This is a genomic window from Streptococcus toyakuensis (assembly GCF_024346585.1).
In the GTDB taxonomy this organism is placed as follows: domain Bacteria; phylum Bacillota; class Bacilli; order Lactobacillales; family Streptococcaceae; genus Streptococcus; species Streptococcus toyakuensis.
On sequence record NZ_AP024523.1, the window covers coordinates 691,931 to 717,085 of the forward strand.

Below are 25,155 nucleotides of genomic sequence, written 5' to 3' on the forward strand. Positions count from 1 at the left end.
AGAAAAATATGAAATATAAAGGCTATTTAATTGATTTAGACGGAACCATTTATAAGGGGAAAGATCGAATCCCAGCAGGAGAAGCTTTTGTCCATGAATTGCAAAAGCGGGATATCCCCTATCTTTTTGTGACCAACAATACAACTCGCACTCCAGAGAGTGTTCAGGAGATGTTGGCTCAGAATTTTAATATTGATACGCCTCTATCGACTGTCTACACAGCGACTTTGGCGACTATCGACTATATGAATGACTTGGATCTTGAAAAGACCGTCTATGTCATCGGAGAAGCCGGGCTCAAGGAAGCCATCAAGGCGGCTGGTTATGTGGAAGACAAGGAAAATCCTGCCTATGTGGTAGTAGGTCTGGACTGGCAAGTTGACTATGAAAAATTTGCGACAGCAACTCTAGCTATTCAAAAGGGTGCTCACTTTATCGGAACCAATCCTGACCTCAACATCCCGACAGAACGCGGTCTTTTGCCTGGTGCGGGTTCACTGATTACCCTTCTTGAAGTGGCAACACGAGTGAAGCCTGTTTATATAGGGAAACCAAATGCCATCATTATGGACAAGGCGGTTGAGCACTTAGGTTTGGAACGTGAAGAATTAATCATGGTTGGGGACAATTACTTGACTGATATTCGAGCTGGGATTGATAATGGCATTCCAACGCTCTTGGTGACGACAGGTTTTACCAAGGCAGAAGAAGTAGCAGACCTACCAATCGCACCGACTCATGTGGTTTCTAGCCTTGCGGAGTGGAACTTTGATGAAAACTAAACTGACCTTTTGGAGCTCTATGCTCTTTTTCCTCTCCCTCTCAATCCTTTTGACCATTTATTTGGCTTGGATTTTTTATCCTTTGGAGATTGAGTGGCTGAACTTGACGGATCGAGTTTATCTAAAACCAGAAACTATTCAGTACAACTTTCATATTTTGATGAATTACCTGACCAATCCTTTTAGTCAGGTCTTGCAGATGCCAGATTTTCGTTCGTCAGCAGCTGGTCTGCACCACTTTGCGGTGGTCAAGAATCTCTTTCACTTGGTGCAGCTAGTAGCTCTAGTGACACTACCAAGCTTCTATTTCTTTGCCAATAAGATTGTGAAAAAAGGCTTCTTGTCTCTCTTTTGTAAAAGTCTCCTAGCTCTAGTAGTTTTGCCTTTGCTGATTGGTCTTGGGGGAGTGTTGATTGGTTTTGACCAATTCTTTACTCTGTTCCATCAAATTCTCTTTGTGGGAGATGATACCTGGCTTTTTGATCCAGCCAAGGATCCAGTGATTCTGATTTTGCCAGAGACCTTCTTCCTTCATGCCTTCCTTCTCTTTTTTGCCCTCTATGAAAGCTTCTTTGTTTTTCTGTACCTGAAAAGTCGTAGGAAATAATACTAAAGATGTTCTTATTTTGAGTAAATAAGTTAGGTGTGTGATTCGAAACTATTGTCAAGAGTGAATTAACTAAATCTACCTTACCTCAATCGTTCGCAAACAGTCTATTTTTCTTGAAAAAATAGGCTTTTTTTCTAAAAATCTCTAGTCAAGCGCTTTATTTTTTTGTATAATAGAATTAGCAAAGTATAGATAAGAAGAGAAAAGCATGATTACACTATTTCTATCACCGAGCTGTACTTCATGTCGTAAGGCAAAGGCCTGGTTAGAAAAACATAAGGTGCCCTTTGAGGAACACAATATTATGACCAGTCCCTTAACAAGAAAAGAATTGCAACACATTCTTTCCTTGACCGAAAATGGTACTGATGACATCATTTCAACTCGTTCAAAAATTTTTCAAAAATTAGATATTGATGTAGAAAGTATTTCGGTATCGGAATTGCTTCATTTGATTGAGCAGTATCCAAGTCTTTTGCGTCGTCCAATTATTATTGATGCTAAACGCATGCAGATTGGTTTTAATGAAGATGAGATTCGTGCTTTTCTCCCTCGTAGTTATCGTAAGCAAGAACTAAAAGAAGCAAGAATGAGAGCTGGTATTAGTTAATGAACAAACAGTATAGTTACCCACTAGATTTGTCGTGGAGCACTGAAGAACTTGCTTCAGTGCTTTCTTTTTTTAATGATGTTGAAGCTGCCTATGAGGGCAAGGTAGAGGCTAAAAAGTTACTGGACTCCTATAAGGGATTCAAGGCGGTCGTGCCAAGCAAGAGCGAAGAGAAACGTTTGGGGCGAGAATTTGAAACGGTCAGTGGCTATTCGCTTTACCGAGCAGTACAGGCTGCCAAGGAAAAAGGGGAAGGAAAGATTTCTCTTGGAAAGTAAGTTTGAATTTGCCAAAGAGCTTGTCAAGAAAGCAGGCCAGTACATCCTTGACCACATGCAGGAAGACTTGTGTGTTGAGATCAAGTCCTCTCCAACAGATTTGGTGACCAGACTGGACAAGGAAGTTCAGGAGCTATTGGTTGGTGAGATTTTGTCTCGTTATCCTGAGGATAAGATTTGTGCTGAGGAGGGCTGTTTGCGTGCTTCGGTTCAAGAGGGCAAGGTTTGGGTTATTGATCCCATTGATGGGACCAATAATTTTGTCGCCCAGCAGGAAGATTTTGCTGTTATGATGGCTTATTTTGAAAATGGTCAGGGGCAGTTTGGACTGATTTATGATGTGGTCAAAGGGGATTGTTATCACGGTGGTGGTACCTTTCCAGTTTATCTAAATAATAAGCCCCTAGCTCCCTTTAAAGCAAAACCCCTTGGAGATTTTCTCATTGCAGGAAATAGTGGTATGCTAGAAACCAATGAATGGGGACTGGCTGATTTGAGTCGAGCCGTACTAGGTGTACGTGTCTATGGGAGTGCGGCCATTAGTTTTGCCAAGATTTTATCAGGGCGTTTGTTGACCTATGTCACTTATCTGCAACCATGGGATTATGCTGCGGCTAGTATTTTAGGGGAAAGTCTGGGCTATGAGGTTGTGACTCTTTCTGGTGAAGCTCCTGATTTTCAAACCAGACAACCGGTCATGATGCTACCTCTTGAGATGCAGGAGGAAATTCAGTCCTATATTTACGAAAGGAAAAGAACTTAAATGCAATTTCCAGAAGGATTTGTTGAAAAATATGAAGAGATACTAGGAGATGAGGCAAGAGATTTTCTTGCCTCTTTTGAGGAGGAAGCGGTTTCGGCCTTTCGGGTCAATCCCTTAAAAGAAGAGCAACTTTCCTTTTCTGATGCCATTCCTCAAACCCCTTGGGGACACTATGGGAAGGTTTCAGGTAAATCGCCTGAGCATGCTACAGGTTTAGTATATTCGCAAGAACCCGCTGCTCAAATGGTGGCTCAGGTAGCCCAGCCTAGTCCTGGAATGAAGGTTTTGGATTTGGCCGCTGCACCGGGTGGTAAATCAACTCAATTAGCAGCCTATCTAGCAGGGGAAGGGCTTCTTGTTTCCAATGAAATTTCAAGCAAACGGGCTAAGATTTTAGTAGAAAACATGGAGCGCTTTGGAGCGACAAATGTCGTGGTGACCAATGAATCTGCTGACCGTTTGTCCAAGGTCTTTAAAGGCTATTTTGACCTCATTGTCCTAGATGCCCCTTGCTCAGGGGAAGGGATGTTCCGTAAGCAACCAGATGCTATGGACTATTGGAGCCTTGATTATCCGAGCCAATGTGCTAGCTTGCAAAGAGAAATTCTAGAGGATGCGGTAACCATGCTAGCTGAAGGTGGTCGTCTGGTTTATTCGACCTGTACCTGGGCACCCGAGGAAAACGAAGAGATCGTCAATTGGTTGCTGGAAGAGTATGATTTTGACTTGTTACCAGTTGATCATATCAATGGAATGGTAGCTGGTATTGACCTGCCAGAAACGGCTCGTATGTACCCACATCATTTTAAGGGAGAGGGGCAGTTTGTAGCTCATCTACAGTTTAAGGGTGACAATCCAGCTCCTAAATTTAAGGCAAGTAAGAGCAATCTCAGCCGAGAACAAGTTGTCTTGTGGCAGGAATTTGCCCAAAACCACTTGATAGTTAATCTACCGGGTATCTTGCAGACTTTTGGTGACCAACTCTATCTCCTGCCAGAACTTTTGCCAGATTTAGGGAAACTCAAGATTGCTCGGAATGGCCTGCATCTGGGCACTTTTAAGAAGAAACGCTTTGAGCCTAGTTTTGCTCTTGGTCTAGCCTTGAAACCGAGTCAGGTCAAGCAGTCGGTTGAAATTGACCAAGAATCGTTTGTAAAGTATGCCGCTGGAGAAACTGTTCAGCTGGCGGAAAGTCTGCCAAATGGTTGGTACCAAGTTTTGGTTCAAGGCAATGGTTTGGGCTTTGCTAAGGTGACTGGAAATGTTTTGAAAAATTATTTTCCAAAAGGCCTCAGATTCAAGTGAAAATGCTAGTCAAAGTAGCTTGTCTATGTTATAGTGGAAGTATGAATTTTTTTCAAATTGTCTTTCATTTTAAGTCAAAATTGGTGGAGACGGCAAGTGAGCAAATTTCTAGTAAAATTAAGCTATCAACTTCAGTTTGCTCTCAATTTTAAAAAAGAAAAACATAAAAAAATAGTTGAAAAAATTCACAGCATTCACCATTATTTTCAAGGAGAAAAACAGTGAAAAAAAGGAAAAAACTCGCTTTATCCCTTGCAGCTCTTTTGCTGGCAGGTTCTTTGGCGGGATGTGCTAGCTGGATTGATCGTGGAGAATCCATGACAGCTGTTGGCTCAACGGCTCTTCAGCCCTTGGTCGAAGCAGCAGCAGATGAATTTGGCTCTATGCACGTTGGAAAAACAGTCAACATCCAAGGTGGAGGATCTGGTACAGGTCTGTCTCAGGTTCAGTCTGGAGCCGTTGATGTAGGAAATTCAGACGTATTTGCCGAGGAAAAAGACGGTATCAACGCCTCCGCTCTAGTGGACCACAAGGTTGCCGTAGCGGGCTTGGCAGTGATTGTGAACAAGGAAGTTGATGTTGAAAATCTGACAACTGAACAACTCCGTAGCATCTTCACAGGTAAAGTAACCAACTGGAAAGAAGTCGGTGGGAAAGACCTAGCCATTTCCATTATCAACCGCGCGGCAAGTTCTGGTTCTCGTGCAACCTTTGATAGTGTTATCATGGATGGTCAATCTGCCGTGCAGAGTCAAGAACAGGATTCAAATGGGATGGTCAAAAACATTGTTTCCCAGACCCCAGGAGCCATTTCTTACCTAGCCTTTGCCTATGTGGATGACTCAGTTAAACGCATGAAATTGAACGGCTATGAGCCGATTGCAGAAAATGTTACAAGCAATAACTGGCCTTTGTGGTCTTATGAACACATGTACACCCTAGGTCAACCAAATGAATTGGTGGCAGAATTTCTCAACTTTGTCCTCTCAGATGAAGCGCAAAGTGGAATCGTTAAGGGGATGGGCTATATTTCTGTCAAGGAAATGAAGGTTGAAAAAGATGCTGTAGGAACGGTGACAGCACTAGAAGGGAGTCACTAATGAATCAAGAAGAATTAGCTAAAAAATTACTTTCTCCCTCAAAGAACTCTCGTCTAGAGAAACTAGGAAAAGGCTTGACCTTTGCCTGCCTGTCTTTGATTGTCATCATTGTGGCTATGATTTTGATTTTCGTAGCCCAAAAAGGTTTGTCGACCTTCTTTGTAAATGGGGTTAATATCTTTGATTTCCTCTTTGGACAAACTTGGAATCCTTCAGGTAAACAATTTGGTGCGCTTCCAATGATTTTGGGTTCCTTTATTGTCACAATCCTATCAGCCCTTATCGCAACTCCTTTTGCCATTGGTGCGGCAGTCTTTATGACTGAAGTCTCACCAAAAGGTGCTAGAATCTTGCAACCAGCTATTGAATTGCTGGTCGGAATTCCTTCCGTCGTGTATGGATTTATCGGTTTGCAGGTCGTAGTTCCTTTTGTCCGTAGTATCTTTGGTGGAACTGGTTTTGGGATTTTGTCAGGGATTTTCGTTCTCTTTGTCATGATTTTACCGACGGTAACCTTTATGACAACGGACAGCTTGCGTGCGGTGCCTCGTCACTACCGCGAAGCTAGTTTGGCTATGGGGGCCACTCGCTGGCAAACCATCTGGCGCGTGACCTTGAAGGCAGCGCGTTCAGGGATTTTCACCGCAGTAGTCTTTGGGATGGCGCGTGCCTTTGGAGAGGCTCTGGCCATTCAGATGGTGGTCGGAAACTCAGCCGTCGTCCCAACTTCATTGACAACACCTGCTGCAACCTTGACCTCTGTTTTGACCATGGGTATCGGAAATACCGTTATGGGAACAGTTGACAATAACGTTCTCTGGTCCTTGGCCTTAGTCTTGCTCTTGATGAGTTTGGCCTTCAACAGTGTGATTAAATTGATTACGAAAGAAAGAGGAAAGAAAAACTATGCACGCTAAGAAATTAGATAAAATTGCAACAGCTGTCCTCTACTCAATTGCAGGAATTATCGTTGCCATCTTGGCATCCTTGATTCTTTATATCTTGGTTCGTGGTTTGCCCCACATATCTTGGTCTTTCTTGACTGGCAAATCATCTTCTTACCAAGCAGGCGGAGGGATTGGAATTCAGCTCTATAATTCCTTCTTCCTTCTGGTTATTACCTTGATTATCTCTGTTCCCTTGTCTATGGGGGCTGGGATTTTCCTAGCTGAATATGCCAAAAAAGGTCCGGTGACAAACTTTGTCAGAACCTGTATTGAAATCTTGTCTTCACTGCCATCTGTGGTTGTAGGTCTCTTTGGATACTTAATCTTTGTAGTTCAGTTTGAGTATGGATTTTCAATCATTTCAGGTGCCTTGGCCTTGACAGTCTTTAACTTGCCTCAGATGACTCGTAATGTCGAGGACAGTTTGAAACACGTTCACCATACGCAACGTGAAGCTGGTTTAGCCCTTGGAATTTCTCGTTGGGAGACAGTTGTCCATGTGGTCATTCCAGAAGCTCTTCCAGGTATTGTGACTGGGGTCGTCTTGGCCTCTGGTCGTATCTTTGGTGAGGCGGCTGCTCTTATCTATACAGCAGGGCAATCCGCTCCAGCCCTTGACTGGTCTAATTGGAATATTCTCAGTGTGACTAGCCCAATCTCTATCTTCCGTCAAGCAGAAACCTTGGCTGTCCACATTTGGAAAGTCAATAGTGAAGGTACTATTCCTGATGGAACTATTGTATCAGCAGGTTCTGCAGCCGTGCTCCTCATCTTTATCCTCATCTTTAACTTTGGAGCACGTAAACTCGGAAGCTACTTACACAAGAAATTAACCGCTGCCTAAAGGAGAAGCCATGTCAAATTATAATTGGGATGAAAAGCATATCATCACCTTTCCTGAAGAGAAAGTGGCCCTCTCTACTAAGGATTTACATGTTTACTACGGTAAAAATGAATCCATCAAGGGCATCGATATGCAATTTGAAAAAAATAAAATTACAGCCTTAATTGGCCCTTCTGGTTCAGGTAAATCAACCTACCTTCGCAGTCTCAATCGAATGAATGATACCATTGATATTGCCAAGGTGACAGGGCAAATACTCTACCAAGGGATTGATGTCAACCGCCCAGAAATCAATGTCTATGAGATGCGAAAGCACATTGGAATGGTCTTCCAACGCCCAAATCCCTTTGCCAAGTCTATCTACCGCAATATCACTTTTGCCCATGAACGTGCAGGGGTTAAGGACAAGCAAGTCTTGGATGAAATTGTGGAAACTTCTCTTCGTCAAGCTGCCCTTTGGGATCAGGTCAAAGACGATTTGCACAAGTCAGCCTTGACCTTATCAGGTGGTCAGCAACAGCGTCTCTGTATCGCTCGTGCTATTTCCGTGAAACCAGATATTCTCTTGATGGATGAACCAGCGTCAGCTTTGGATCCGATTGCGACAGCCCAGTTGGAAGAAACCATGTTGGAGTTGAAAAAAGACTTTACCATCATCATCGTGACCCACAGTATGCAGCAGGCTGCGCGTGCTAGTGACTACACAGGATTTTTCTACTTGGGTGATTTGATCGAGTACGATAAGACCTCTAATATTTTCCAAAATGCTAAACTACAGTCAACCAATGACTATGTAACAGGACACTTTGGATAGAAAGGAAACAGTATGACAGAAGCGATTTTACAGGTGTCAGACCTGTCCGTTTACTACAATCAAAAGAAGGCCTTGAATAGTGTTTCCCTATCTTTCCAACCTAAGGAAATTACAGCCTTGATTGGTCCATCTGGATCAGGGAAATCAACCCTCCTCAAGGCTATCAACCGCATGGGAGATCTCAATCCAGAGGTGACCACAACTGGTTCAGTGGTTTACAACGGCCACAATATCTACAGTCCACGTACAGATACAGTTGAATTGCGGAAGGAAATCGGTATGGTTTTCCAACAACCAAACCCCTTTCCTATGTCTATCTACGAAAATGTTGTTTACGGACTTCGTATCAATGGAGTGAAGGATAAGCAGGTTCTGGATGAAGCGGTAGAAAAAGCCCTACAACGAGCTTCTATCTGGGATGAGGTCAAGGATTGCCTGCATGATTCAGCTATCGGGCTTTCAGGTGGACAACAACAACGTGTCTGTGTTGCCCGTGTCTTGGCAACTAGTCCTAAAATCATTCTCTTGGATGAACCGACTTCAGCCTTGGACCCTATTTCGGCTGGTAAGATTGAGGAAACCTTGTATGGTCTAAAAGATAAATACACCATGCTCTTGGTTACGCGTTCCATGCAACAAGCCTCTCGTATCTCTGACAAGACAGGATTTTTCCTAGATGGAGATTTGATTGAGTTTAACGATACCAAGAAGATGTTCCTCAACCCACAACACAAGGAAACAGAAGATTATATTTCAGGAAAATTTGGATAAGGAGATAAATGATGTTACGTTCTCAATTTGAAGAAGATTTAGAGAAATTACACAACCAGTTCTACGCAATGGGACAAGAAGTGCTATCCCAAATCAATCGTACAGTGCGTGCCTTTGTTACTCATGACCGAGATTTGGCCAAAGAAGTCATCGAAGACGATGCAGAAGTAAACGAATACGAAGTGAAATTGGAGAAGAAATCATTTGAAATGATTGCCCTTCAACAACCCGTTTCTCAGGACTTGCGTACTGTTTTGACAGTCTTGAAGGCTGTATCTGACTTGGAACGTATGGGGGACCATGCTGTTTCTATTGCTAAAGCAGCAATTCGTATGAAGGGGGAGCAACGCATCCCAGCTGTTGAAGAAGAAATTAAGAGAATGGGTCGCGATGTCAAGAACTTCGTTGAAGCAGCCCTTGAACTCTATCTCAATGGTTCAGTGGATCAGGCCTATGAAGTAGCAGCTATGGATGAAAAAATCAACCATTACTTTGATAGCATTCGTGACTTGGCTACAGAAGAAATCAAGAAAAATCCAGATGCCATCGTTACAGGTCGTGATTACTTCCAAGTGATTGCCTTCTTGGAACGTATTGGAGACTATGCTAAAAATATCTGTGAATGGGTTGTTTACTTTGAAACAGGTAAGATTGTCGAACTATAAAACAGGTTCATTCTGTATAAAAAGGAGCTCGAAATCAACTGACAGCTCCTTTTCTTGAATGAAAAAAATATTTTTAAGATAAAAATTCAAAAAACACTTGACAAGCAACTTGGATAGCGTTATAATTATACAAAATTAACAGAGAGGTTGTTTATTTATGAAATCAAAAAAATGGATATTTGTTTTATGTAGCTTTCTTGCAAGTTTCTTCTTAGTGGCTTGCCAGTCGGATTCTAACGGTTCTCAGTCAGCTGTTGAGGCCATTAAGCAAAAGGGGAAATTAGTTGTGGCGACTAGTCCTGACTATGCACCTTTTGAATTCCAATCCTTAGTTGACGGGAAAAATCAGGTAGTCGGTGCGGATATTGATATGGCCCAAGCTATCGCTGATGAACTTGGGGTGAAGTTGGAAATTTCAAGCATGAGTTTTGACAATGTCTTGACCAGTCTTCAAACTGGTAAGGCTGACCTAGCAGTTGCGGGAATTAGCGCTACTGATGAGAGAAAAGAAGTCTTTGATTTTTCAATCCCTTACTATGAAAACAAGATTAGTTTTTTGGTTCGTAAGTCCGATGTAGAAAAATACAAGGATTTAACTAGCCTTGAAAGTGCTAATATTGCGGCCCAAAAAGGAACTGTTCCAGAATCAATGGTCAAGGAACAATTGCCAAAAGCTCAATTAACTTCCCTAACCAATATGGGTGAAGCAGTCAATGAATTACAGGCTGGAAAAGTAGATGCTGTTCACATGGATGAGCCTGTTGCGCTTAGTTATGCTGCTAAAAATGCCGATCTAGCTGTCGCAACTGTCAGCTTGAAGATGAAGGACGGCGAAGCCAATGCAGTTGCCCTTAGAAAAAATAGTGCTGATTTGAAAGAAGTGGTGGACAAGGTTATCCAAAAACTCAAGGATGACGGTACCTACCAAAAATATCTTGAAAAAGCAGCAAGCCTAACAGAAGTTGAAGAATAATACTCAATGAAAATCAAAGAGCGAACTAGGAAGCTAGCCGCAGGTTGCTCAAAGCACTGCTTTGAGGTTGTGGATAGAACTGACGAAGTCAGTAACCATATCTACGGTAAGGCGACGCTGACGTGGTTTGAAGAGATTTTCGAAGAGTATAAGAAAAAAGCAGAGTTGGAAGTCAGTCCAATTCTGCTTTTAAATAGTTTAAAACCTTTTCCAGATTGTCTAGGGACACCTTGGCAAATTGATAAGGACAGGCATCCAAGTAAGCCTTCTCAAAGAAGTCTAAACCCAGTTGACTGTGCTTGAGACTGGCGATTTTAGGATACTGGCTCAGGTCTAGTAATAAACCATCGTGTAGGGGATAATGAGGAAGGGGACAAGGTGTTTTGGTTAAACTTTTCTCGAGTTGTTTTTGGTAGTCTTCTTGATTGGACAAGCGAGCTAGACGGTTTTTCTCAAACAGTTGACTGTCAATATAGAGTGACAGGGCCTTTTGCATGATGAGGTTGCTGTCGTAGTCTAGGATATTTTTGTAGGCTACAAAGGATTCTTTGATAGTATTTGGCAGAATGAGTGCCGTAATTCGCAGGGCTGGAAAGAGGCTGGTTGAGAAGGACTTGATGTAAATGACCCGCTCCTCTGTATCTAGATAGTGGAAGGTCTGGCCCTTTTTAGAGTCCAAATCCCCCAGATAGTCGTCCTCTACGATATAGACACCATACTTGGTAGCTAAGTCAAGAATAGCTCGTTTGTCCTGCTCAGAATAGGAATGCCCCAGAGGATAGTGAAAACGAGGAATGGTGTAGAAAAACTTAATCTTTCCTGTTTTGAAGTGACCTTCCAGCTCCTCCAAGTCAATCCCATCAATGCTTCGTTCAATCGTTTGATAGTCTAAGCCCTGAGCAATCAAGAGGCGATTCATCCGATGATAGGTCGGCTGTTCTACCAAGATTTCCTTGGCTTGGCTAGGGAAGGAAATTTGAGAGAGAATAAAAAGGGCTTGTTGGGTTCCAGAAGTCAGTACCAGTTGGTCAGCCTTGCAGTAGAGGGCTTGGTCAAAGAGGAGTTTATGAATGGACTGTCTTAGGTCTTCTAATCCTTCTTGGTTGTCATAGTAGTTGAAGAGGTAGTTTTCCCGGCCAACCAAGGTTTCATTGACACAGAGTCGGAAATCGTCATAGGCGCTGGCGTGTTCGTCCGTAACCTCAATTTCTAGGTCTTGATGTTGCCCTTGTTCTAGGACATAGTAGCCACTCTGGGGCTTGGCATAGAGGTATTGCTCGTGCCGTAATTCCAGCAGGGCTCGTTGAATAGTGTCCTTGCTACAGTGAAAGTCAAGGCTCAGTTGACGGATAGAAGGCAGACGACTTCCCGTCGGAAATCGTCCAGACTCGATACCGTTTTTCAGATAGGAAACAACCTCTTGGTACTTGCTTTGTTTCTTCATTCCAAACCTCCCTTGATTTTGTTACATTGTACCCTTTTTTTCCCTTCTTGGCAATGTCTAAAGTGTTTCTCTCGTTCACATCTAGGGGCAAATGTGGTATACTCCCATTTTTAACACTTTTTTAAATCAAAGAGCAATCAAATGCGGATGTGACAGTTTTTCGGAACTTTTTTTCTCTTTAAAACAAAATGTGTATTTTTATCTGGGGTTGATTTGTTTTAAAAAGTTTTCATGCTAATTTTCCCTTATTACTTGCACATATTTTTAGCAAAATACTTGAAACCGTTTTCTTGTTGTGATATAATAGAATTGAAAAATAAAAGTATACGAATAACTTGTTAGAAAGGAGGTTTAAATCAGAAAATCAAGTTATTTTATCAGTAATATATATTTGTGACTTGAAAGGAGTGTTTTTTATGAAATTTAAAAAAATTGTAACTTCAGCTCTTGTTGTATTATCACTATTTTCTATTATGTCTCCTTCTATAGCTTCTGTTAGAGTATTTGCTGATGATGTAACTACCACGGAAGTTTCTGAAATTAGTACTCAAGAACAAAAACAAATCGATGATGTAGCCAATGTTCTTGAACAAATGTTTAGAAATGGAGTTAATGAAAAAAATTTTACTGAATATGTTTATAAAAACTTTTCTCAAAAAGATATTGCTTTTGCGGAAAATGAATTAGAAACTAATATTAATAATCCCTATGACAGAGTCCCTTGGGATGAGATGGGAGGATGTATAGCAGGAAAAATACGAGATGAATTTTTTGCTATGATCAATGTTTCGCTAATTGTTAAGTATGCGCAGAAGAAGGCTTGGTCAGAATTAGCTAAAGTGGTACTAAGATTTGTTAAAGCTAATGGACTTAAAACAAATATTTATATCATTGCTGGTCAATTGGCTATTTGGGCAGTTCAGTGCGGTATGGAATAATGCGTGATAAAAAATTTCTTATTAAAGATGCGATTATTAGCTTTTTGATTGGATTTGTATATGCGTATTTAGTGTTACAAAAATTTATCCTTTGGAAAATCCTTTTGTTTGCATTTATTTTTGCAATTATTAATACAATATTTATGTTTACTAGGAACAAAAAATAAATAATGATTTAGTTAAATAAAAAGCGACCCCTAGGGAAGTGTGTTCCTTAGGGGTTGTTGTGCTAGTTCAAGTTTTGTTTCTGTCAAAATCTCAGACTACCCGTTGGAAAACGTCCAGACTCGATACCGTTTTTCAGATAGGAAACAACCTCTTGGTACTTGCTTTGTTTCTTCATTCCAGATCTCCCTTGATTTTGTTACATTGTACCCTTTTTTTCCCTTCTTGGCAATGTCTAAAGTGTTTCTCTCGTTCACATCTAGGGGCAAATGTGGTATACTTAGGAGTAAGATTTATAGAATAATACTCTTCGAAAATCTCTTCAAACCACGTCAGCTTCGCCTTGCCGTAGATATGGTTACTGACTTCGTCAGTTCTATCCACAACCTCAAAACAGTGTTTTGAGCTGACTTCGTCAGTTCTATCCACAACCTCAAAACAGTGTTTTGAGCTGACTTCGTCAGTTCTATCCACAACCTCAAAACAGTGTTTTGAGCTGACTTCGTCAGTCTTATCTACAACCTCAAAGCAGTGCTTTGAGCAATCTGCGGCTCGCTTACTAGTTTGCTCTTCGATTTTCATTGAGTATAACAGATAAGAAAGTGAATGGATAAGAACGTGCAGGAACCAGTGAAATTATTTCAATACAATACCCTCGGAGCCTTGATGGCTGGCCTTTATGGTGGTACCATGACAGTGGGAGAATTGCTAGAGCATGGTGATCTTGGTTTGGGAACCTTGGATTCCATTGATGGAGAATTGATTGTCTTGGATGGCAAGGCCTATCAGGCTAAAGGATCAGGAGAGCAACCAGAGATTGTGGAAGTGTCACCAGATGCCCTTATTCCTTATGCAGCAGTAGTACCGCATCAGGCAGAGGTCATTTTCCGCCAGCGCTTTGAGATGACAGACAAGGAATTGGAAGAACGAATTGAGTCTTATTATGATGGGGAAAATCTTTTCCGCTCTATCAAGATTCGGGGGGAATTTTCGCATATGCATGTGCGTATGATTCCTAAGTCAACACCAGATACCAAGTTTGCTGAGGTCGCAACCCATCAACCGGAATATAGTCGTGACAATGTGGCGGGAACCATTGTTGGTTTCTGGACGCCTGAGATTTTTCATGGAGTCAGTGTGGCAGGCTATCATCTACACTTCATCTCAGATGACTTGACCTTCGGTGGGCATGTCATGGACTTTGTCATCAAGGAAGGCATTATCGAGGTGGGAGCAGTTGACCAGTTGGACCAACGTTTCCCAGTCCAAGACCGTCAATACTTGTTTGCTAAGTTCAATGTTGACGAGATGAAAAAAGATATTGAAAAGGCAGAATAGGAGAAGAAAATGACCATTCATATCATTATTACTATGTTGCTGTTGCTGGCTTTCTTGATAGGGAGCATTTGGTATGCCAGAAAGAAATACCATATCAATCTAGCTGTCTTGGGCTTGGGTGCTGTTGCTTTCTTTGTCTCTTCACAGATTTTGGAAAAACTGGTGCATATCTTGGTTTTACATCCTCAAAAAGACGGTAGTATTTCCCTCTTGCAAGACCATCCGCTTGTCTATATCATCTATGGTCTAGCCATGGCAGCCCTTTTTGAGGAAACTGCTCGTCTTGTTTTCTTCAAATGGTTGGAGAAAAAGAGAAGTTTGGACAAGGCAGACGCCTTGGCTTATGGGTTAGGTCATGGTGGTTTGGAATTGATTTTCCTGGGCCTTACTAGTTTGATTAATCTCTACATTGTTCTCTCAGCAGTTCAAACTCAGAATCCACAGGTCCTGAAATTGCTGTCTGAAAATATGTTGAAAACCATTCAGTCGCTGTCTGTCTGGCAGATTTATTTGCTTGGTTTTGAACGGATTTTGGCTTTAGGATTCCAATTGCTGTTGACGGTTTGGGTTTACCAAGCTGTTCGCCAGAAGAAATGGACATATCTCCTAGCGGCTTATGGACTCCATGCCTTCTTTGACCTGGCACCATCTCTAGCCCAAGTTGGCTGGTTGACAAGTCCAGTCTTGGTTGAAGTTGTCCTAGCACTTGAACTTGTTCTGGTTGCTTATGGAACCAAGGCAATCTTTTGTAAAAAATCATAAGAAAGAGAGGGGAACCTCTTTTTTTGTGCAAAAAGCAAACAAGGTCTTTTTATGGTCGTCAAATGGTCTTAAAAATGGTATAATGGAATGAATTTTGAAAAAGGAAGAGTGACATGTCAGTAAAAGAAAAAATGCTTGAAATCTTAGAAGGGATTGATATCCGTTTTAAGGAACCCTTGCATAGCTATAGTTATACAAAAGTAGGTGGAGAGGCTGATTATTTGGTCTTTCCACGAAATCGTTTTGAGTTGGCTCGCGTTGTTAAATTTGCTAATCAAGAAAATATCCCTTGGATGGTTCTTGGAAATGCCAGCAACATCATCGTTCGTGATGGAGGAATTCGTGGATTTGTCATCTTGTGTGACAAGCTCAATAATGTTTCCGTTGATGGTTATACTATTGAAGCAGAAGCTGGGGCAAATTTGATTGAAACAACTCGCATTGCCCTTCGTCATAGCTTGACTGGTTTTGAGTTTGCTTGTGGCATTCCAGGGAGCGTCGGTGGTGCTGTCTTTATGAATGCGGGTGCCTATGGTGGTGAGATTGCCCACATCTTGCAGTCTTGTAAGGTCTTGACCAAGGATGGAGAAATCGAGACTCTATCTGCCAAGGACTTGGCTTTTGGTTACCGCCAATCAGCCATTCAGGAGTCTGGTGCAGTTGTCTTGTCAGCTAAATTTGCCCTTGCTCCAGAAAGTCATCAGGTTATCAAGCAAGAAATGGATCGTTTGACGCATCTACGTGAACTCAAGCAACCTTTAGAATATCCATCTTGTGGTTCGGTCTTTAAGCGTCCAGTAGGGCATTTTGCAGGTCAATTAATTTCAGAAGCTGGCTTGAAAGGCTATCGTATCGGTGGCGTAGAAGTGTCAGAAAAACACGCAGGATTTATGATCAATGTTGCTGACGGAACGGCTAAAGACTACGAGGACTTGATTGAGTCTGTTATCGAAAAAGTCAAGGAACACTCTGGCGTTACTCTTGAGAGGGAAGTCCGTATTTTAGGAGAAAGCAAGTAGGAAGCTGTAGTTGAAAAGCTGCTGCTATGTCATGGAAAGGGGGTGAAAGCCTATCGTTAGTGCAGAAGAATGTAGGCAGTTCAATCTCCTACACGAGGTAGTGGCGGCCTGACAGAGCCCTGATCTGTTAATCTATGAAAAAGAAGGAATAAATGACAATTGAAAAAACCAATTATTGAATTCAAAAACGTCTCTAAAGTTTTTGAAGACAGCAACACCAAGGTTCTCAAAGACATCAACTTTGAGTTGGAGGAGGGGAAATTTTATACCCTTCTAGGCGCATCTGGTTCAGGGAAATCAACCATCCTAAACATCATTGCAGGGTTACTAGATGCGACGACAGGAGATATTTTACTGGACGGTGTCCGCATCAATGATATCCCAACCAACAAGCGAGACGTCCATACTGTCTTCCAATCCTATGCCTTGTTTCCACATATGAATGTGTTTGAAAATGTTGCCTTTCCACTTCGCTTGCGTAAGATCGACAAGAAAGAAATCGAGCAACGTGTTGCTGAAGTTCTCAAGATGGTTCAGTTGGAAGGTTACGAAAAACGTTCTATCCGTAAACTTTCTGGAGGACAACGTCAGCGTGTGGCTATTGCCCGTGCCATCATCAACCAACCCCGTGTGGTTTTGTTGGACGAGCCTTTGTCAGCGCTGGACTTGAAATTAAGAACAGACATGCAGTATGAACTGCGTGAACTACAACAACGATTGGGTATTACCTTTGTCTTTGTCACTCACGATCAGGAAGAAGCCCTGGCCGTGAGTGACTGGATTTTTGTCATGAATGATGGCGAGATTGTCCAGTCTGGAACACCAGTAGATATCTACGATGAGCCGATTAACCACTTTGTTGCCACCTTTATCGGTGAGTCAAATATCTTGCCAGGAACCATGATTGAGGACTACTTAGTTGAGTTTAACGGCAAACGCTTTGAAGCGGTCGATGGCGGGATGAAGCCAAATGAGCCTGTTGAGGTTGTTATTCGTCCAGAGGACTTGCGCATTACTCTTCCTGAAGAAGGCAAGCTCCAAGTTAAGGTCGATACCCAGCTTTTCCGTGGGGTTCACTATGAAATTATCGCCTATGACGAACTTGGAAATGAATGGATGATCCACTCGACTCGTAAGGCCATTGTTGGTGAGGAAATCGGTCTGGACTTTGAACCAGAAGACATCCACATCATGCGTCTCAATGAAACCGAAGAAGAGTTCGATGCTCGTATTGAGGAGTACGTAGAAATCGAAGAGAAAGAAGCAGGTCTGATCAATGCAATCGAGGAGGAAAGAGATGAAGAAAACAAGCTCTAAACTCTTTGTAGTGCCCTACATGCTTTGGATTGCACTCTTTGTCCTGGCACCCTTGGTCTTGATTTTCGGTCAATCCTTTTTCAATATTGAAGGACAATTCAGTTTAGAAAACTATAAATCTTACTTTGCTTCACAAAACTTGACCTACCTCAAAATGAGCTTTAACTCCGTGCTTTATGCAGGGATTGTGACACTGGTGACGCTTCTTATCAGCTATCCAACAGCCCTCTTTTTGACCCGTCTCAAGCACCGTCAACTCTGGCTCATGCTGATTATCTTGCCTACTTGGATTAATTTGCTCCTTAAGGCCTATGCCTTTATCGGAATTTTTGGTCAAAATGGCTCTATTAACCAATTTTTGGAATTCATCGGAATCGGTTCACAGCAGTTGCTCTTTACCGATTTCTCCTTTATCTTTGTTGCAAGCTACATCGAGCTTCCTTTTATGATTTTGCCGATTTTCAATGTCTTGGACGATATGGATAACAATCTCATCAATGCCAGCTATGACCTAGGTGCGACCAAGTGGGAGACTTTCCGTCATGTCATCTTCCCTCTGTCTATGAACGGCGTGCGAAGTGGAGTTCAGTCGGTCTTTATTCCAAGCTTGAGTCTCTTCATGCTGACTCGTTTGATTGGTGGGAACCGCGTTATCACCTTGGGGACAGCCATTGAGCAGAACTTCCTGACAAATGACAACTACGGTATGGGTTCAACCATCGGTGTAATTCTCATCTTGACCATGTTCATCACCATGTGGGTGACCAAGGAAAGGAGAGAACGATGAAAAAATTTGCCAACCTTTATCTGGGACTGGTCTTTCTTGTCCTCTACCTGCCGATTTTTTACTTGATTGGCTACGCCTTTAATGCAGGAAACGACATGAACAGCTTTACAGGCTTTAGCCTGAGCCATTTTAAAACCATGTTTGGCGATGGTCGTCTTATGTTGATTGTGACTCAGACCTTTTTCTTGGCCTTTCTGTCAGCCTTGATAGCGACCATTATCGGGACTTTTGGAGCTATTTATATCTACCAGTCTCGTAAGAAATACCAAGAAGCCTTTCTATCACTCAATAATATCCTCATGGTTGCTCCTGATGTTATGATTGGTGCCAGCTTCTTGATTCTCTTTACCCAACTCAAGTTTTCACTTGGCTTTTTGACCGTTCTATCTAGTCACGTAGCCTTCTCCATTCCTATCGTGGTCTTGATGGTCTTGCCTCGACTCAAGGAAATGAACGGTGACATGATTCATGCGGCCTATGACCTTGGTGCCAGTCAATTTCAGATGTTCAAGGAAATCATGCTTCCTTATCTGACTCCGTCTATCATTGCAGGTTATTTTATGGCCTTCACCTATTCGCTAGATGACTTTGCTGTGACCTTCTTCGTAACGGGAAATGGCTTTTCAACCCTATCAGTCGAGATTTACTCTCGTGCTCGCAAGGGGATTTCGCTAGAAATCAATGCCCTTTCTGCCCTTGTCTTTCTCTTTAGTATTATCCTAGTGGTTGGTTATTACTTTATCTCACGTGAGAAGGAGGAGCAAGCATGAAAAAACTCTATTCATTTTTAGCAGGAATTGTAGCCATTATCCTCGTCTTATGGGGAATTGCGACTCATCTCGATAGTAAAATCAATAGCCGAGATAGTCAAAAACTGGTCATTTACAACTGGGGGGACTATATCGATCCTGAACTCTTGGAGCAATTTACAGAAGAAACAGGAATCCAAGTCCAGTACGAGACCTTTGACTCCAACGAAGCCATGTATACCAAGATCAAGCAGGGTGGAACGACCTACGATATTGCCATCCCTAGTGAATACATGATTAACAAGATGAAGGACGAAGATCTCTTGGTACCGCTTGACTATTCAAAACTTGAAGGTCTTGAAAATATCGGACCAGAGTTCCTCAACCAGTCCTTTGACCCAGGCAATAAATTCTCCATTCCTTACTTCTGGGGAACCTTGGGAATTGTCTACAATGAAACCATGGTCGATGAGGCGCCTGAGCATTGGGATGACCTCTGGAAGCCAGAGTATAAGAACTCTATCATGCTCTTTGATGGGGCACGTGAGGTACTGGGACTAGGACTCAATTCGCTAGACTACAGCCTCAACTCCAAGGATACCCAGCAGTTAGAAGAGACAGTAGACAAACTCTACAAGCTGACTCCAAATATCAAGGCTATTGTGGCCAACGAGATGAAGGGTTACATGATTCAGAATAACGCTGCTATCGGTGTGACCTTCTCTGGTGAAGCCAGCCAAATGCTGGAGAAAAATGAAAACCTCCGCTATGTGGTTCCGACCGAGGCCAGCAATCTTTGGTTTGACAATATGGTCATTCCCAAAACAGTCAAAAACCAAGATGCAGCCTATGCCTTTATCAACTTTATGTTGAAACCCGAAAATGCTCTTAAAAATGCAGAGTATGTCGGCTATTCAACACCAAACCTACCAGCTAAGGAATTGCTCCCAGAGGAGAAAAAAGAAGACAAAGCCTTCTATCCAGATGCTGAAACCATGAAACACCTGGAAGTTTATGAGAAATTTGACCATAAATGGACAGGCAAATATAGCGACCTCTTCCTACAGTTTAAAATGTATCGGAAGTAGAGTTAGCAGTCACGAAACGAATCAGTCAAGCTGGTTCGTTTTTTAATATAAGTCAGTTTTTATAGCCATATCTTTTTCTATTTTAGTTGCTGTGTTTAGTAATATGAAAATTGAGGATAAAAATAGTGATAAGTGAAATAACGGCGCATTTGTTTCAAGATTTTTTTATTTGTTGAATTCTATCTCCTTCATTAAAATTTTTTAAATTGACTACTAGCTACATACGCTTTTACCTCCTTTTATGCTATAATATTCTCAATAGAATCTTTAATCTTCAAATAAATATTCCTTATGGAATAATTCCGTTTTATACTGTTTAGAATATTTAAGAGGATACAATGTTTAATAATGATTCTTTTGGAGATCGTCTTAAGAAACTGAGAAAGATCAAGAAGTTAACTCAGGTACAAATTTCTGAAATGATTGGTGGATAACAAGGTACTTATTCTCGTTGGGAGAATGGAACTTTAGAGCCTAATTTAGACGCCGTTGTCAAATTAGCAAAATTATTTGATACCACGACAGATTATTTACTAGGAAAAACGATTTACAGTACTCTAGATGGTATTTCTCATCCAATCACTAGAATTGATGTGAAGAAGTTAAAAGAGTTTAATAAAACTGAACTTAATGATTTGAAATTTGCGCTTGTTATGAATGGAATAAAAAAACATTTCACTGTATTTGACTATATGGATGAGCTAGTTTCTGAATATAATTTAGACAAAGAAGAACAAGGAATATTGCCGACTCTCTTTAAAGAGGTTTATGATTATTTTAATGCAGATTAATAGTTTATAAGATTAATCCTCAATAGATAGAGAATAATATATTCTTGTTGAGTGATTCTATTTTATGAAGGTTGTTTGTAGTTGAAGGGGGAAATAGATGGACTCTAAAATTGATACAGCTTGGAACTTGTTTCTAGAAGGAAAAATATCAGAAGCTAAAAAGTTAGTTGAGCAAGATTTTTCCATTGATACCTGTACGGATTTTAGTCTTTTAAATTTGATGGGATATTTATTGTTAGCAGAAAAAGACTATGTTTCATGTACCCATATCTTTGAGAAATACATTTTATTGGCGCAACAAAATGAAGATAAAGAAAATGAACACATTGGCTTACATCAATTAGCTATGATCTACAGAGATCAGGGTGATTTTCATAAGGCTTTAAAACTCATTGAAGATGAAGAGAAGATAGTTGAAGAGCATTTTCCAAATGATAATTTAAAGAAAGCTGTGAATAACTACGAACAAGGTTATGTGAGATTAAAATTAAACAACCTTGATGAGGCTCTTACATTCATGAATCTGTCATTGGTACAATCTTTAGAGACGGATGATGTGATTTCTCAAGCTTGTAGCTATAGAGGGTTAGGTGAGATCTATTTAGCCTTGGAAGATACGGAATTATCCAACACACATTTCAAACGAGCTATAGAACTTTTCGAAAATGTTGGAGAATTTGAAGGGATAAAGGAAATTGAGGAATTGATTAATGAATGATTTTTACATTTAGATTTTGTTATTAGTTTGCTTTATCTTAAAGAATGTAGATATGCAATTGACAGTCTAGATAATATTAAAGTGAGAGAGTGATATGTTATTTTGGATTTGTTTAATATCAACAATTATATTGGCTAATTTTGTTCGCCTGAAAGAGTAATCAAAGATACAGGTAATTGGTCTGATTCAATGGGAATGATTTCCAGTTGACGCAAGCTTAAAAAAACGTTATAATAAGAAAGTTGAGAATTGATTTTCAGTAGTCTTAGTCCAGAGAAATGGCGGTGCTGCGAGCCATCTAAGCTAGGAAGTCATGCTACTCAATCATACAATTGCATAAGAATAAGAGAATGACAAGTTCATTGAATGAAGGTGGTACCGCGGTTTTTCGCCCTTCGTGATATGAGCTTGTCTTTTGATTTTTTGGAGGTGTTGATGAAAACATTTCTTGTCAAACAAAAGTTTCGTCTTGGAGGCGAACGCTTCGCTATCAAGGATGACAGGGGAGAAATTGCCTATCAGGTGGAGGGATCATTTTTTAAGATTCCCAAAACTTTTACCATCTATGATGCGACTGGTGAACAGGTTAGTCAGATCAGTAAAGAAATCTTGACCTTGCTTCCTCGTTTTGAGATTCAGCTTCGGGATGGCTCGAGTTTTGTCATTCGTAAGAAGTTGACCTTCTGGCGAGATAAGTATGAGTTTGATAATCTAGGTCTTCGTATCGAGGGCAATATCTGGGATTTGGATTTCAAATTGCTGGATGATCGCGATCAGCTGATTGCGGAAATCAAGAAAGAACTCTTCCATCTGACCTCTACCTATAATGTAACGGTCCTTGAGGACGCTTATGCAGACCTAGTCATTTCCCTCTGTGTCGCGATTGACTATGTGGAAATGCTGGAAAGCCAATCACATTAAACAAGTAAATAAGGAGACAATATGAAACAACTATCTAGTGCACAAGTACGCCAAATGTGGCTTGATTTCTGGGCGACCAAAGGTCACTCGGTAGAACCATCAGTGAGTTTGGTTCCTGTAAATGACCCAACACTTTTGTGGATCAACTCTGGTGTAGCAACCCTTAAGAAATACTTTGACGGGACTATTATCCCTGAAAATCCACGTATTACCAATGCCCAAAAAGCTATCCGTACCAACGATATTGAAAACGTAGGGAAGACTGCACGTCACCATACCATGTTTGAAATGTTGGGGAACTTCTCTATCGGGGATTACTTCCGTGATGAAGCTATCACTTGGGCTTATGAGCTTTTGACAAGCCCAGAATGGTTTGACTTCCCTGCTGAAAAACTTTACATGACCTACTATCCAGACGATAAAGATTCATACAACCGCTGGATTGAAGTGGGAGTGGATCCAAGTCACTTGATTCCAATCGAGGACAACTTTTGGGAAATCGGTGCGGGACCTTCTGGACCTGATACAGAAATTTTCTTTGACCGTGGAGAAGCATTTGACCCAGAAAATATCGGTATTCGCCTGCTTGCAGAAGATATCGAAAACGACCGTTATATCGAAATCTGGAACATCGTTTTGTCACAATTTAACGCAGACCCTGCTGTTCCTCGTAGCGAATACAAGGAATTGCCACACAAGAACATTGATACGGGCGCTGGTTTGGAGCGTTTGGTAGCGGTTATCCAAGGTGCTAAGACTAACTTTGAAACAGACCTCTTCATGCCGATCATTCGTGAAGTGGAGAAATTGTCTGGTAAGGTTTATGACCAAGATGGCGACAACATGAGCTTTAAGGTCATCGCAGACCACATCCGTTCACTTTCATTTGCCATCGGTGATGGTGCCCTTCCTGGAAATGAAGGTCGTGGTTATGTCCTTCGCCGTCTTCTCCGTCGTGCTTCTATGCATGGTCAAAAATTGGGTATCAACGAGCCTTTCCTATACAAACTCGTTCCAACTGTTGGAAAAATCATGGAAAGCTACTACCCAGAAGTACTTGAAAAACGTGACTTTATCGAAAAAATCGTTAAGAGCGAAGAAGAGTCATTTGCTCGTACCCTTCACTCAGGTCAACACTTTGCCCAAGGCATTGTAGCTGATTTGAAAGAAAAAGGACAATCTGTCATTGCTGGTTCAGATGTATTTAAACTTTACGACACTTATGGATTCCCAGTTGAATTGACTGAAGAAATCGCTGAAGAGGCTGGTATGACCGTGGACTGTGAAGGATTTGAAGCAGCCATGAAAGAACAGCAAGAACGCGCGCGTGCATCAGCCGTCAAGGGTGGCTCAATGGGTATGCAAAATGAAACCCTTCAAAACATCACTGTAGAAAGTGTCTTCAACTACAATGCTAGCCAATTGTCTTCTAAATTGGTGGCTATCGTGGTGGACAATGCAGAAGTAGAAGCTGTATCAGAAGGAACTGCCTCACTTATCTTTGCAGAAACACCATTCTACGCTGAAATGGGTGGACAGGTAGCTGACCACGGACAAATCTTGGATGAGTCAGGTAAGGTCGTGGCTACTGTAACAAATGTTCAAAAAGCACCAAATGGACAAGCTCTCCACACAGTTGAAGTCCTTGCACCGCTTGCCTTGAACCAAGAATATACCTTGGCAATTGATACAAATCGTCGTCACCGTGTTATGAAAAACCACACTGCGACTCACTTGCTTCACGCTGCCCTTCACAACATCCTTGGAAACCACGCAACACAAGCAGGATCTCTTAATGAAGTTGAATTCCTTCGCTTTGACTTTACGCATTTCCAAGCAGTAACTGCAGAAGAATTGCGTGCGATTGAACAGCAAGTTAACGAGAAAATCTGGGAAGCTCTTGAAGTGAAGACAGTTGAAACGGATATTGACACTGCCAAGGAAATGGGAGCCATGGCCCTCTTTGGTGAGAAATACGGCAAGGAAGTTTGTGTCGTGACTATCGGCGACTACTCTATCGAGCTTTGTGGTGGTACCCATGTTGGCAACACTTCTGAGATTGGACTCTTCAAGATTGTCAAAGAAGAGGGGATTGGATCAGGAACTCGCCGTATCTTGGCAGTGACTGGTAAGGAAGCCTTTGAAGCCTACCGCGAACAAGAAGATGCTCTTAAAGCTGTCGCAGCAACCTTGAAAGCACCTCAAGTCAAGGAAGTACCTCACAAGGTAGAAGGACTTCAAGAACAACTTCGTCAACTTCAAAAAGAAAATGCTGAGTTGAAAGAAAAAGCCGCAGCTGCAGCCGCAGGCGATATCTTCAAGGATGTTAAGGAAGTCAATGGTCACCGTTACATTGCTAGCCAAGTATCTGTATCTGACGCTGGTGCCCTTCGTACCTTTGCAGATAACTGGAAACAAAAAGACTACTCTGATCTTCTTGTCCTAGTTGCCGCTATCGGTGACAAAGTCAATGTCCTTGTAGCAAGCAAGACAAAAGACCTTCATGCAGGAAACCTTGTCAAAGAATTGGCACCAATCGTCGATGGACGTGGTGGTGGTAAACCAGACATGGCCATGGCGGGAGGAAGCAATCAAGCTAAAATCCAAGAATTGTTGGATGCAGTAGCAGGTAAATTGTAAGAAAATAAAGATCTAT

The 25,155-nt window shown here is 41.6% G+C and carries 27 protein-coding genes; 25 read left to right on the forward strand and 2 right to left on the reverse strand.

Features of this window, described 5'->3' with window-relative positions; translation table 11 throughout:
• The first annotated feature begins 8 nt into the window (after window positions 1–8).
• The 13 genes from STYK_RS03620 (at window position 9) to STYK_RS03680 (ending at window position 10,462) form a co-directional block, all read left to right on the forward strand.
• A complete protein-coding gene (locus STYK_RS03620) occupies window positions 9–782 on the forward strand; it encodes a TIGR01457 family HAD-type hydrolase (RefSeq protein ID WP_261023696.1) in 774 nt (257 codons plus the stop codon).
• A complete protein-coding gene (locus STYK_RS03625) occupies window positions 772–1,389 on the forward strand; it encodes a TIGR01906 family membrane protein (protein WP_261023695.1) in 618 nt (205 codons plus the stop codon). The genes STYK_RS03620 and STYK_RS03625 overlap by 11 nt, the downstream gene beginning before the upstream one ends.
• 211 nt (window positions 1,390–1,600) lie before the next feature.
• A complete protein-coding gene (locus tag STYK_RS03630) occupies window positions 1,601–2,002 on the forward strand; it encodes a Spx/MgsR family RNA polymerase-binding regulatory protein (protein WP_000631254.1) in 402 nt (133 codons plus the stop codon).
• Window positions 2,002–2,280, forward strand: a complete 279-nt coding sequence (locus STYK_RS03635; RefSeq protein WP_001041974.1) for a UPF0223 family protein — start codon at window positions 2,002–2,004, stop codon at window positions 2,278–2,280. The genes STYK_RS03630 and STYK_RS03635 overlap by 1 nt, the downstream gene beginning before the upstream one ends.
• Complete coding sequence (locus tag STYK_RS03640) at window positions 2,270–3,043, forward strand: inositol monophosphatase family protein (protein WP_173233339.1); 774 nt, start codon at window positions 2,270–2,272, stop codon at window positions 3,041–3,043. The genes STYK_RS03635 and STYK_RS03640 overlap by 11 nt, the downstream gene beginning before the upstream one ends.
• The gene (locus tag STYK_RS03645; RefSeq protein ID WP_261805259.1) at window positions 3,044–4,348 is read left to right on the forward strand and encodes an RsmF rRNA methyltransferase first C-terminal domain-containing protein; all 1,305 of its coding nucleotides are present in this window, start codon (window positions 3,044–3,046) and stop codon (window positions 4,346–4,348) included.
• Window positions 4,349–4,569: 221 nt separating this feature from the next.
• Entirely contained in the window at window positions 4,570–5,448 is an 879-nt protein-coding gene (locus STYK_RS03650) for a phosphate ABC transporter substrate-binding protein PstS family protein (protein ID WP_261023692.1), read from the forward strand.
• Window positions 5,448–6,365 carry a phosphate ABC transporter permease subunit PstC gene (pstC, locus tag STYK_RS03655; protein WP_001070902.1) on the forward strand — a complete coding sequence of 306 codons (918 nt, stop codon included), beginning with the start codon at window positions 5,448–5,450 and terminating at the stop codon, window positions 6,363–6,365. The genes STYK_RS03650 and pstC overlap by 1 nt, the downstream gene beginning before the upstream one ends.
• Window positions 6,355–7,239: a phosphate ABC transporter permease PstA gene (pstA, locus tag STYK_RS03660; RefSeq protein ID WP_000543046.1), complete on the forward strand. Its 885-nt coding sequence runs from the start codon at window positions 6,355–6,357 to the stop codon at window positions 7,237–7,239. The genes pstC and pstA overlap by 11 nt, the downstream gene beginning before the upstream one ends.
• Window positions 7,240–7,249: 10 nt before the next feature.
• On the forward strand, window positions 7,250–8,053 hold the full coding sequence (gene pstB, locus STYK_RS03665) for a phosphate ABC transporter ATP-binding protein PstB (protein WP_261805260.1): 804 nt from the start codon (window positions 7,250–7,252) through the stop codon (window positions 8,051–8,053).
• Window positions 8,054–8,065: 12 nt separating this feature from the next.
• Window positions 8,066–8,824, forward strand: a complete 759-nt coding sequence (gene pstB / locus STYK_RS03670) for a phosphate ABC transporter ATP-binding protein PstB (RefSeq protein WP_261805261.1) — start codon at window positions 8,066–8,068, stop codon at window positions 8,822–8,824.
• 11 nt (window positions 8,825–8,835) lie between these two features.
• Entirely contained in the window at window positions 8,836–9,489 is a 654-nt protein-coding gene (phoU, locus tag STYK_RS03675) for a phosphate signaling complex protein PhoU (protein ID WP_000946458.1), read from the forward strand.
• Between the two features lie 157 nt (window positions 9,490–9,646).
• Window positions 9,647–10,462: an ABC transporter substrate-binding protein gene (locus STYK_RS03680; protein WP_261229206.1), complete on the forward strand. Its 816-nt coding sequence runs from the start codon at window positions 9,647–9,649 to the stop codon at window positions 10,460–10,462.
• A 172-nt stretch (window positions 10,463–10,634) separates the two neighbouring features.
• Here STYK_RS03680 and STYK_RS03685 read toward each other — a convergent pair whose 3' ends face one another.
• Entirely contained in the window at window positions 10,635–11,906 is a 1,272-nt protein-coding gene (locus tag STYK_RS03685; RefSeq protein ID WP_261805262.1) for an aminotransferase-like domain-containing protein, read from the reverse strand.
• A gap of 416 nt (window positions 11,907–12,322) precedes the next feature.
• Here STYK_RS03685 and STYK_RS03690 point away from each other — a divergent pair, with 416 nt between their 5' ends.
• On the forward strand, window positions 12,323–12,844 hold the full coding sequence (locus STYK_RS03690; RefSeq protein WP_156011808.1) for a streptococcin A-M57: 522 nt from the start codon (window positions 12,323–12,325) through the stop codon (window positions 12,842–12,844).
• Between the two features lie 339 nt (window positions 12,845–13,183).
• Here STYK_RS03690 and STYK_RS03695 read toward each other — a convergent pair whose 3' ends face one another.
• The gene (locus STYK_RS03695; RefSeq protein WP_261805263.1) at window positions 13,184–13,591 is read right to left on the reverse strand and encodes a hypothetical protein; all 408 of its coding nucleotides are present in this window, start codon (window positions 13,589–13,591) and stop codon (window positions 13,184–13,186) included.
• Between the two features lie 24 nt (window positions 13,592–13,615).
• Here STYK_RS03695 and budA point away from each other — a divergent pair, with 24 nt between their 5' ends.
• From budA to alaS, 11 genes are all read left to right on the forward strand, one after another.
• Complete coding sequence (gene budA, locus STYK_RS03700) at window positions 13,616–14,347, forward strand: acetolactate decarboxylase (RefSeq protein WP_000360314.1); 732 nt, start codon at window positions 13,616–13,618, stop codon at window positions 14,345–14,347.
• 9 nt (window positions 14,348–14,356) lie between these two features.
• Window positions 14,357–15,109 carry a YhfC family intramembrane metalloprotease gene (locus STYK_RS03705; protein WP_261102313.1) on the forward strand — a complete coding sequence of 251 codons (753 nt, stop codon included), beginning with the start codon at window positions 14,357–14,359 and terminating at the stop codon, window positions 15,107–15,109.
• 113 nt (window positions 15,110–15,222) lie between these two features.
• Complete coding sequence (gene murB / locus STYK_RS03710) at window positions 15,223–16,128, forward strand: UDP-N-acetylmuramate dehydrogenase (RefSeq protein ID WP_125454689.1); 906 nt, start codon at window positions 15,223–15,225, stop codon at window positions 16,126–16,128.
• A gap of 159 nt (window positions 16,129–16,287) precedes the next feature.
• The gene (locus STYK_RS03715; protein ID WP_261805264.1) at window positions 16,288–17,445 is read left to right on the forward strand and encodes an ABC transporter ATP-binding protein; all 1,158 of its coding nucleotides are present in this window, start codon (window positions 16,288–16,290) and stop codon (window positions 17,443–17,445) included.
• Complete coding sequence (locus tag STYK_RS03720; protein ID WP_000753805.1) at window positions 17,426–18,232, forward strand: ABC transporter permease; 807 nt, start codon at window positions 17,426–17,428, stop codon at window positions 18,230–18,232. Before STYK_RS03715 ends, STYK_RS03720 begins: the two co-directional genes overlap by 20 nt.
• The gene (locus STYK_RS03725) at window positions 18,229–19,002 is read left to right on the forward strand and encodes an ABC transporter permease (RefSeq protein ID WP_000712740.1); all 774 of its coding nucleotides are present in this window, start codon (window positions 18,229–18,231) and stop codon (window positions 19,000–19,002) included. Before STYK_RS03720 ends, STYK_RS03725 begins: the two co-directional genes overlap by 4 nt.
• Window positions 18,999–20,069 carry an ABC transporter substrate-binding protein gene (locus STYK_RS03730; RefSeq protein ID WP_261805265.1) on the forward strand — a complete coding sequence of 357 codons (1,071 nt, stop codon included), beginning with the start codon at window positions 18,999–19,001 and terminating at the stop codon, window positions 20,067–20,069. Before STYK_RS03725 ends, STYK_RS03730 begins: the two co-directional genes overlap by 4 nt.
• Window positions 20,070–20,662: 593 nt before the next feature.
• Window positions 20,663–20,860, forward strand: a complete 198-nt coding sequence (locus STYK_RS10325; protein WP_253275431.1) for a hypothetical protein — start codon at window positions 20,663–20,665, stop codon at window positions 20,858–20,860.
• Window positions 20,861–20,957: 97 nt separating this feature from the next.
• Window positions 20,958–21,578, forward strand: a complete 621-nt coding sequence (locus STYK_RS03745; RefSeq protein WP_261015236.1) for a tetratricopeptide repeat protein — start codon at window positions 20,958–20,960, stop codon at window positions 21,576–21,578.
• A 435-nt stretch (window positions 21,579–22,013) separates the two neighbouring features.
• On the forward strand, window positions 22,014–22,499 hold the full coding sequence (locus STYK_RS03750; RefSeq protein ID WP_125431121.1) for an LURP-one-related/scramblase family protein: 486 nt from the start codon (window positions 22,014–22,016) through the stop codon (window positions 22,497–22,499).
• A 21-nt stretch (window positions 22,500–22,520) separates the two neighbouring features.
• Window positions 22,521–25,139, forward strand: a complete 2,619-nt coding sequence (alaS, locus tag STYK_RS03755) for an alanine--tRNA ligase (protein ID WP_261805266.1) — start codon at window positions 22,521–22,523, stop codon at window positions 25,137–25,139.
• Window positions 25,140–25,155: the final 16 nt, after the last annotated feature.

Coding starts and splice junctions, on each gene's coding strand:
- pstC (WP_001070902.1), top strand. CDS start 5,448: ATGAATCAAGAAGAATTAGCTAAAAAATTACTTTCTCCCTCAAAGAAC.
- STYK_RS03680 (WP_261229206.1), top strand. CDS start 9,647: ATGAAATCAAAAAAATGGATATTTGTTTTATGTAGCTTTCTTGCAAGT.
- STYK_RS03635 (WP_001041974.1), top strand. CDS start 2,002: ATGAACAAACAGTATAGTTACCCACTAGATTTGTCGTGGAGCACTGAA.
- STYK_RS03645 (WP_261805259.1), top strand. CDS start 3,044: ATGCAATTTCCAGAAGGATTTGTTGAAAAATATGAAGAGATACTAGGA.
- STYK_RS03720 (WP_000753805.1), top strand. CDS start 17,426: ATGAAGAAAACAAGCTCTAAACTCTTTGTAGTGCCCTACATGCTTTGG.
- pstA (WP_000543046.1), top strand. CDS start 6,355: ATGCACGCTAAGAAATTAGATAAAATTGCAACAGCTGTCCTCTACTCA.
- budA (WP_000360314.1), top strand. CDS start 13,616: ATGGATAAGAACGTGCAGGAACCAGTGAAATTATTTCAATACAATACC.
- STYK_RS03630 (WP_000631254.1), top strand. CDS start 1,601: ATGATTACACTATTTCTATCACCGAGCTGTACTTCATGTCGTAAGGCA.
- STYK_RS03730 (WP_261805265.1), top strand. CDS start 18,999: ATGAAAAAACTCTATTCATTTTTAGCAGGAATTGTAGCCATTATCCTC.
- STYK_RS03690 (WP_156011808.1), top strand. CDS start 12,323: ATGAAATTTAAAAAAATTGTAACTTCAGCTCTTGTTGTATTATCACTA.
- murB (WP_125454689.1), top strand. CDS start 15,223: ATGTCAGTAAAAGAAAAAATGCTTGAAATCTTAGAAGGGATTGATATC.
- alaS (WP_261805266.1), top strand. CDS start 22,521: ATGAAACAACTATCTAGTGCACAAGTACGCCAAATGTGGCTTGATTTC.
- STYK_RS03750 (WP_125431121.1), top strand. CDS start 22,014: ATGAAAACATTTCTTGTCAAACAAAAGTTTCGTCTTGGAGGCGAACGC.
- STYK_RS03745 (WP_261015236.1), top strand. CDS start 20,958: ATGGACTCTAAAATTGATACAGCTTGGAACTTGTTTCTAGAAGGAAAA.
- STYK_RS03705 (WP_261102313.1), top strand. CDS start 14,357: ATGACCATTCATATCATTATTACTATGTTGCTGTTGCTGGCTTTCTTG.
- STYK_RS03620 (WP_261023696.1), top strand. CDS start 9: ATGAAATATAAAGGCTATTTAATTGATTTAGACGGAACCATTTATAAG.
- pstB (WP_261805260.1), top strand. CDS start 7,250: ATGTCAAATTATAATTGGGATGAAAAGCATATCATCACCTTTCCTGAA.
- STYK_RS03695 (WP_261805263.1), bottom strand. CDS start 13,591: ATGAAAATCGAAGAGCAAACTAGTAAGCGAGCCGCAGATTGCTCAAAG.
- phoU (WP_000946458.1), top strand. CDS start 8,836: ATGTTACGTTCTCAATTTGAAGAAGATTTAGAGAAATTACACAACCAG.
- STYK_RS03625 (WP_261023695.1), top strand. CDS start 772: ATGAAAACTAAACTGACCTTTTGGAGCTCTATGCTCTTTTTCCTCTCC.
- STYK_RS03685 (WP_261805262.1), bottom strand. CDS start 11,906: ATGAAGAAACAAAGCAAGTACCAAGAGGTTGTTTCCTATCTGAAAAAC.
- pstB (WP_261805261.1), top strand. CDS start 8,066: ATGACAGAAGCGATTTTACAGGTGTCAGACCTGTCCGTTTACTACAAT.
- STYK_RS03725 (WP_000712740.1), top strand. CDS start 18,229: ATGAAAAAATTTGCCAACCTTTATCTGGGACTGGTCTTTCTTGTCCTC.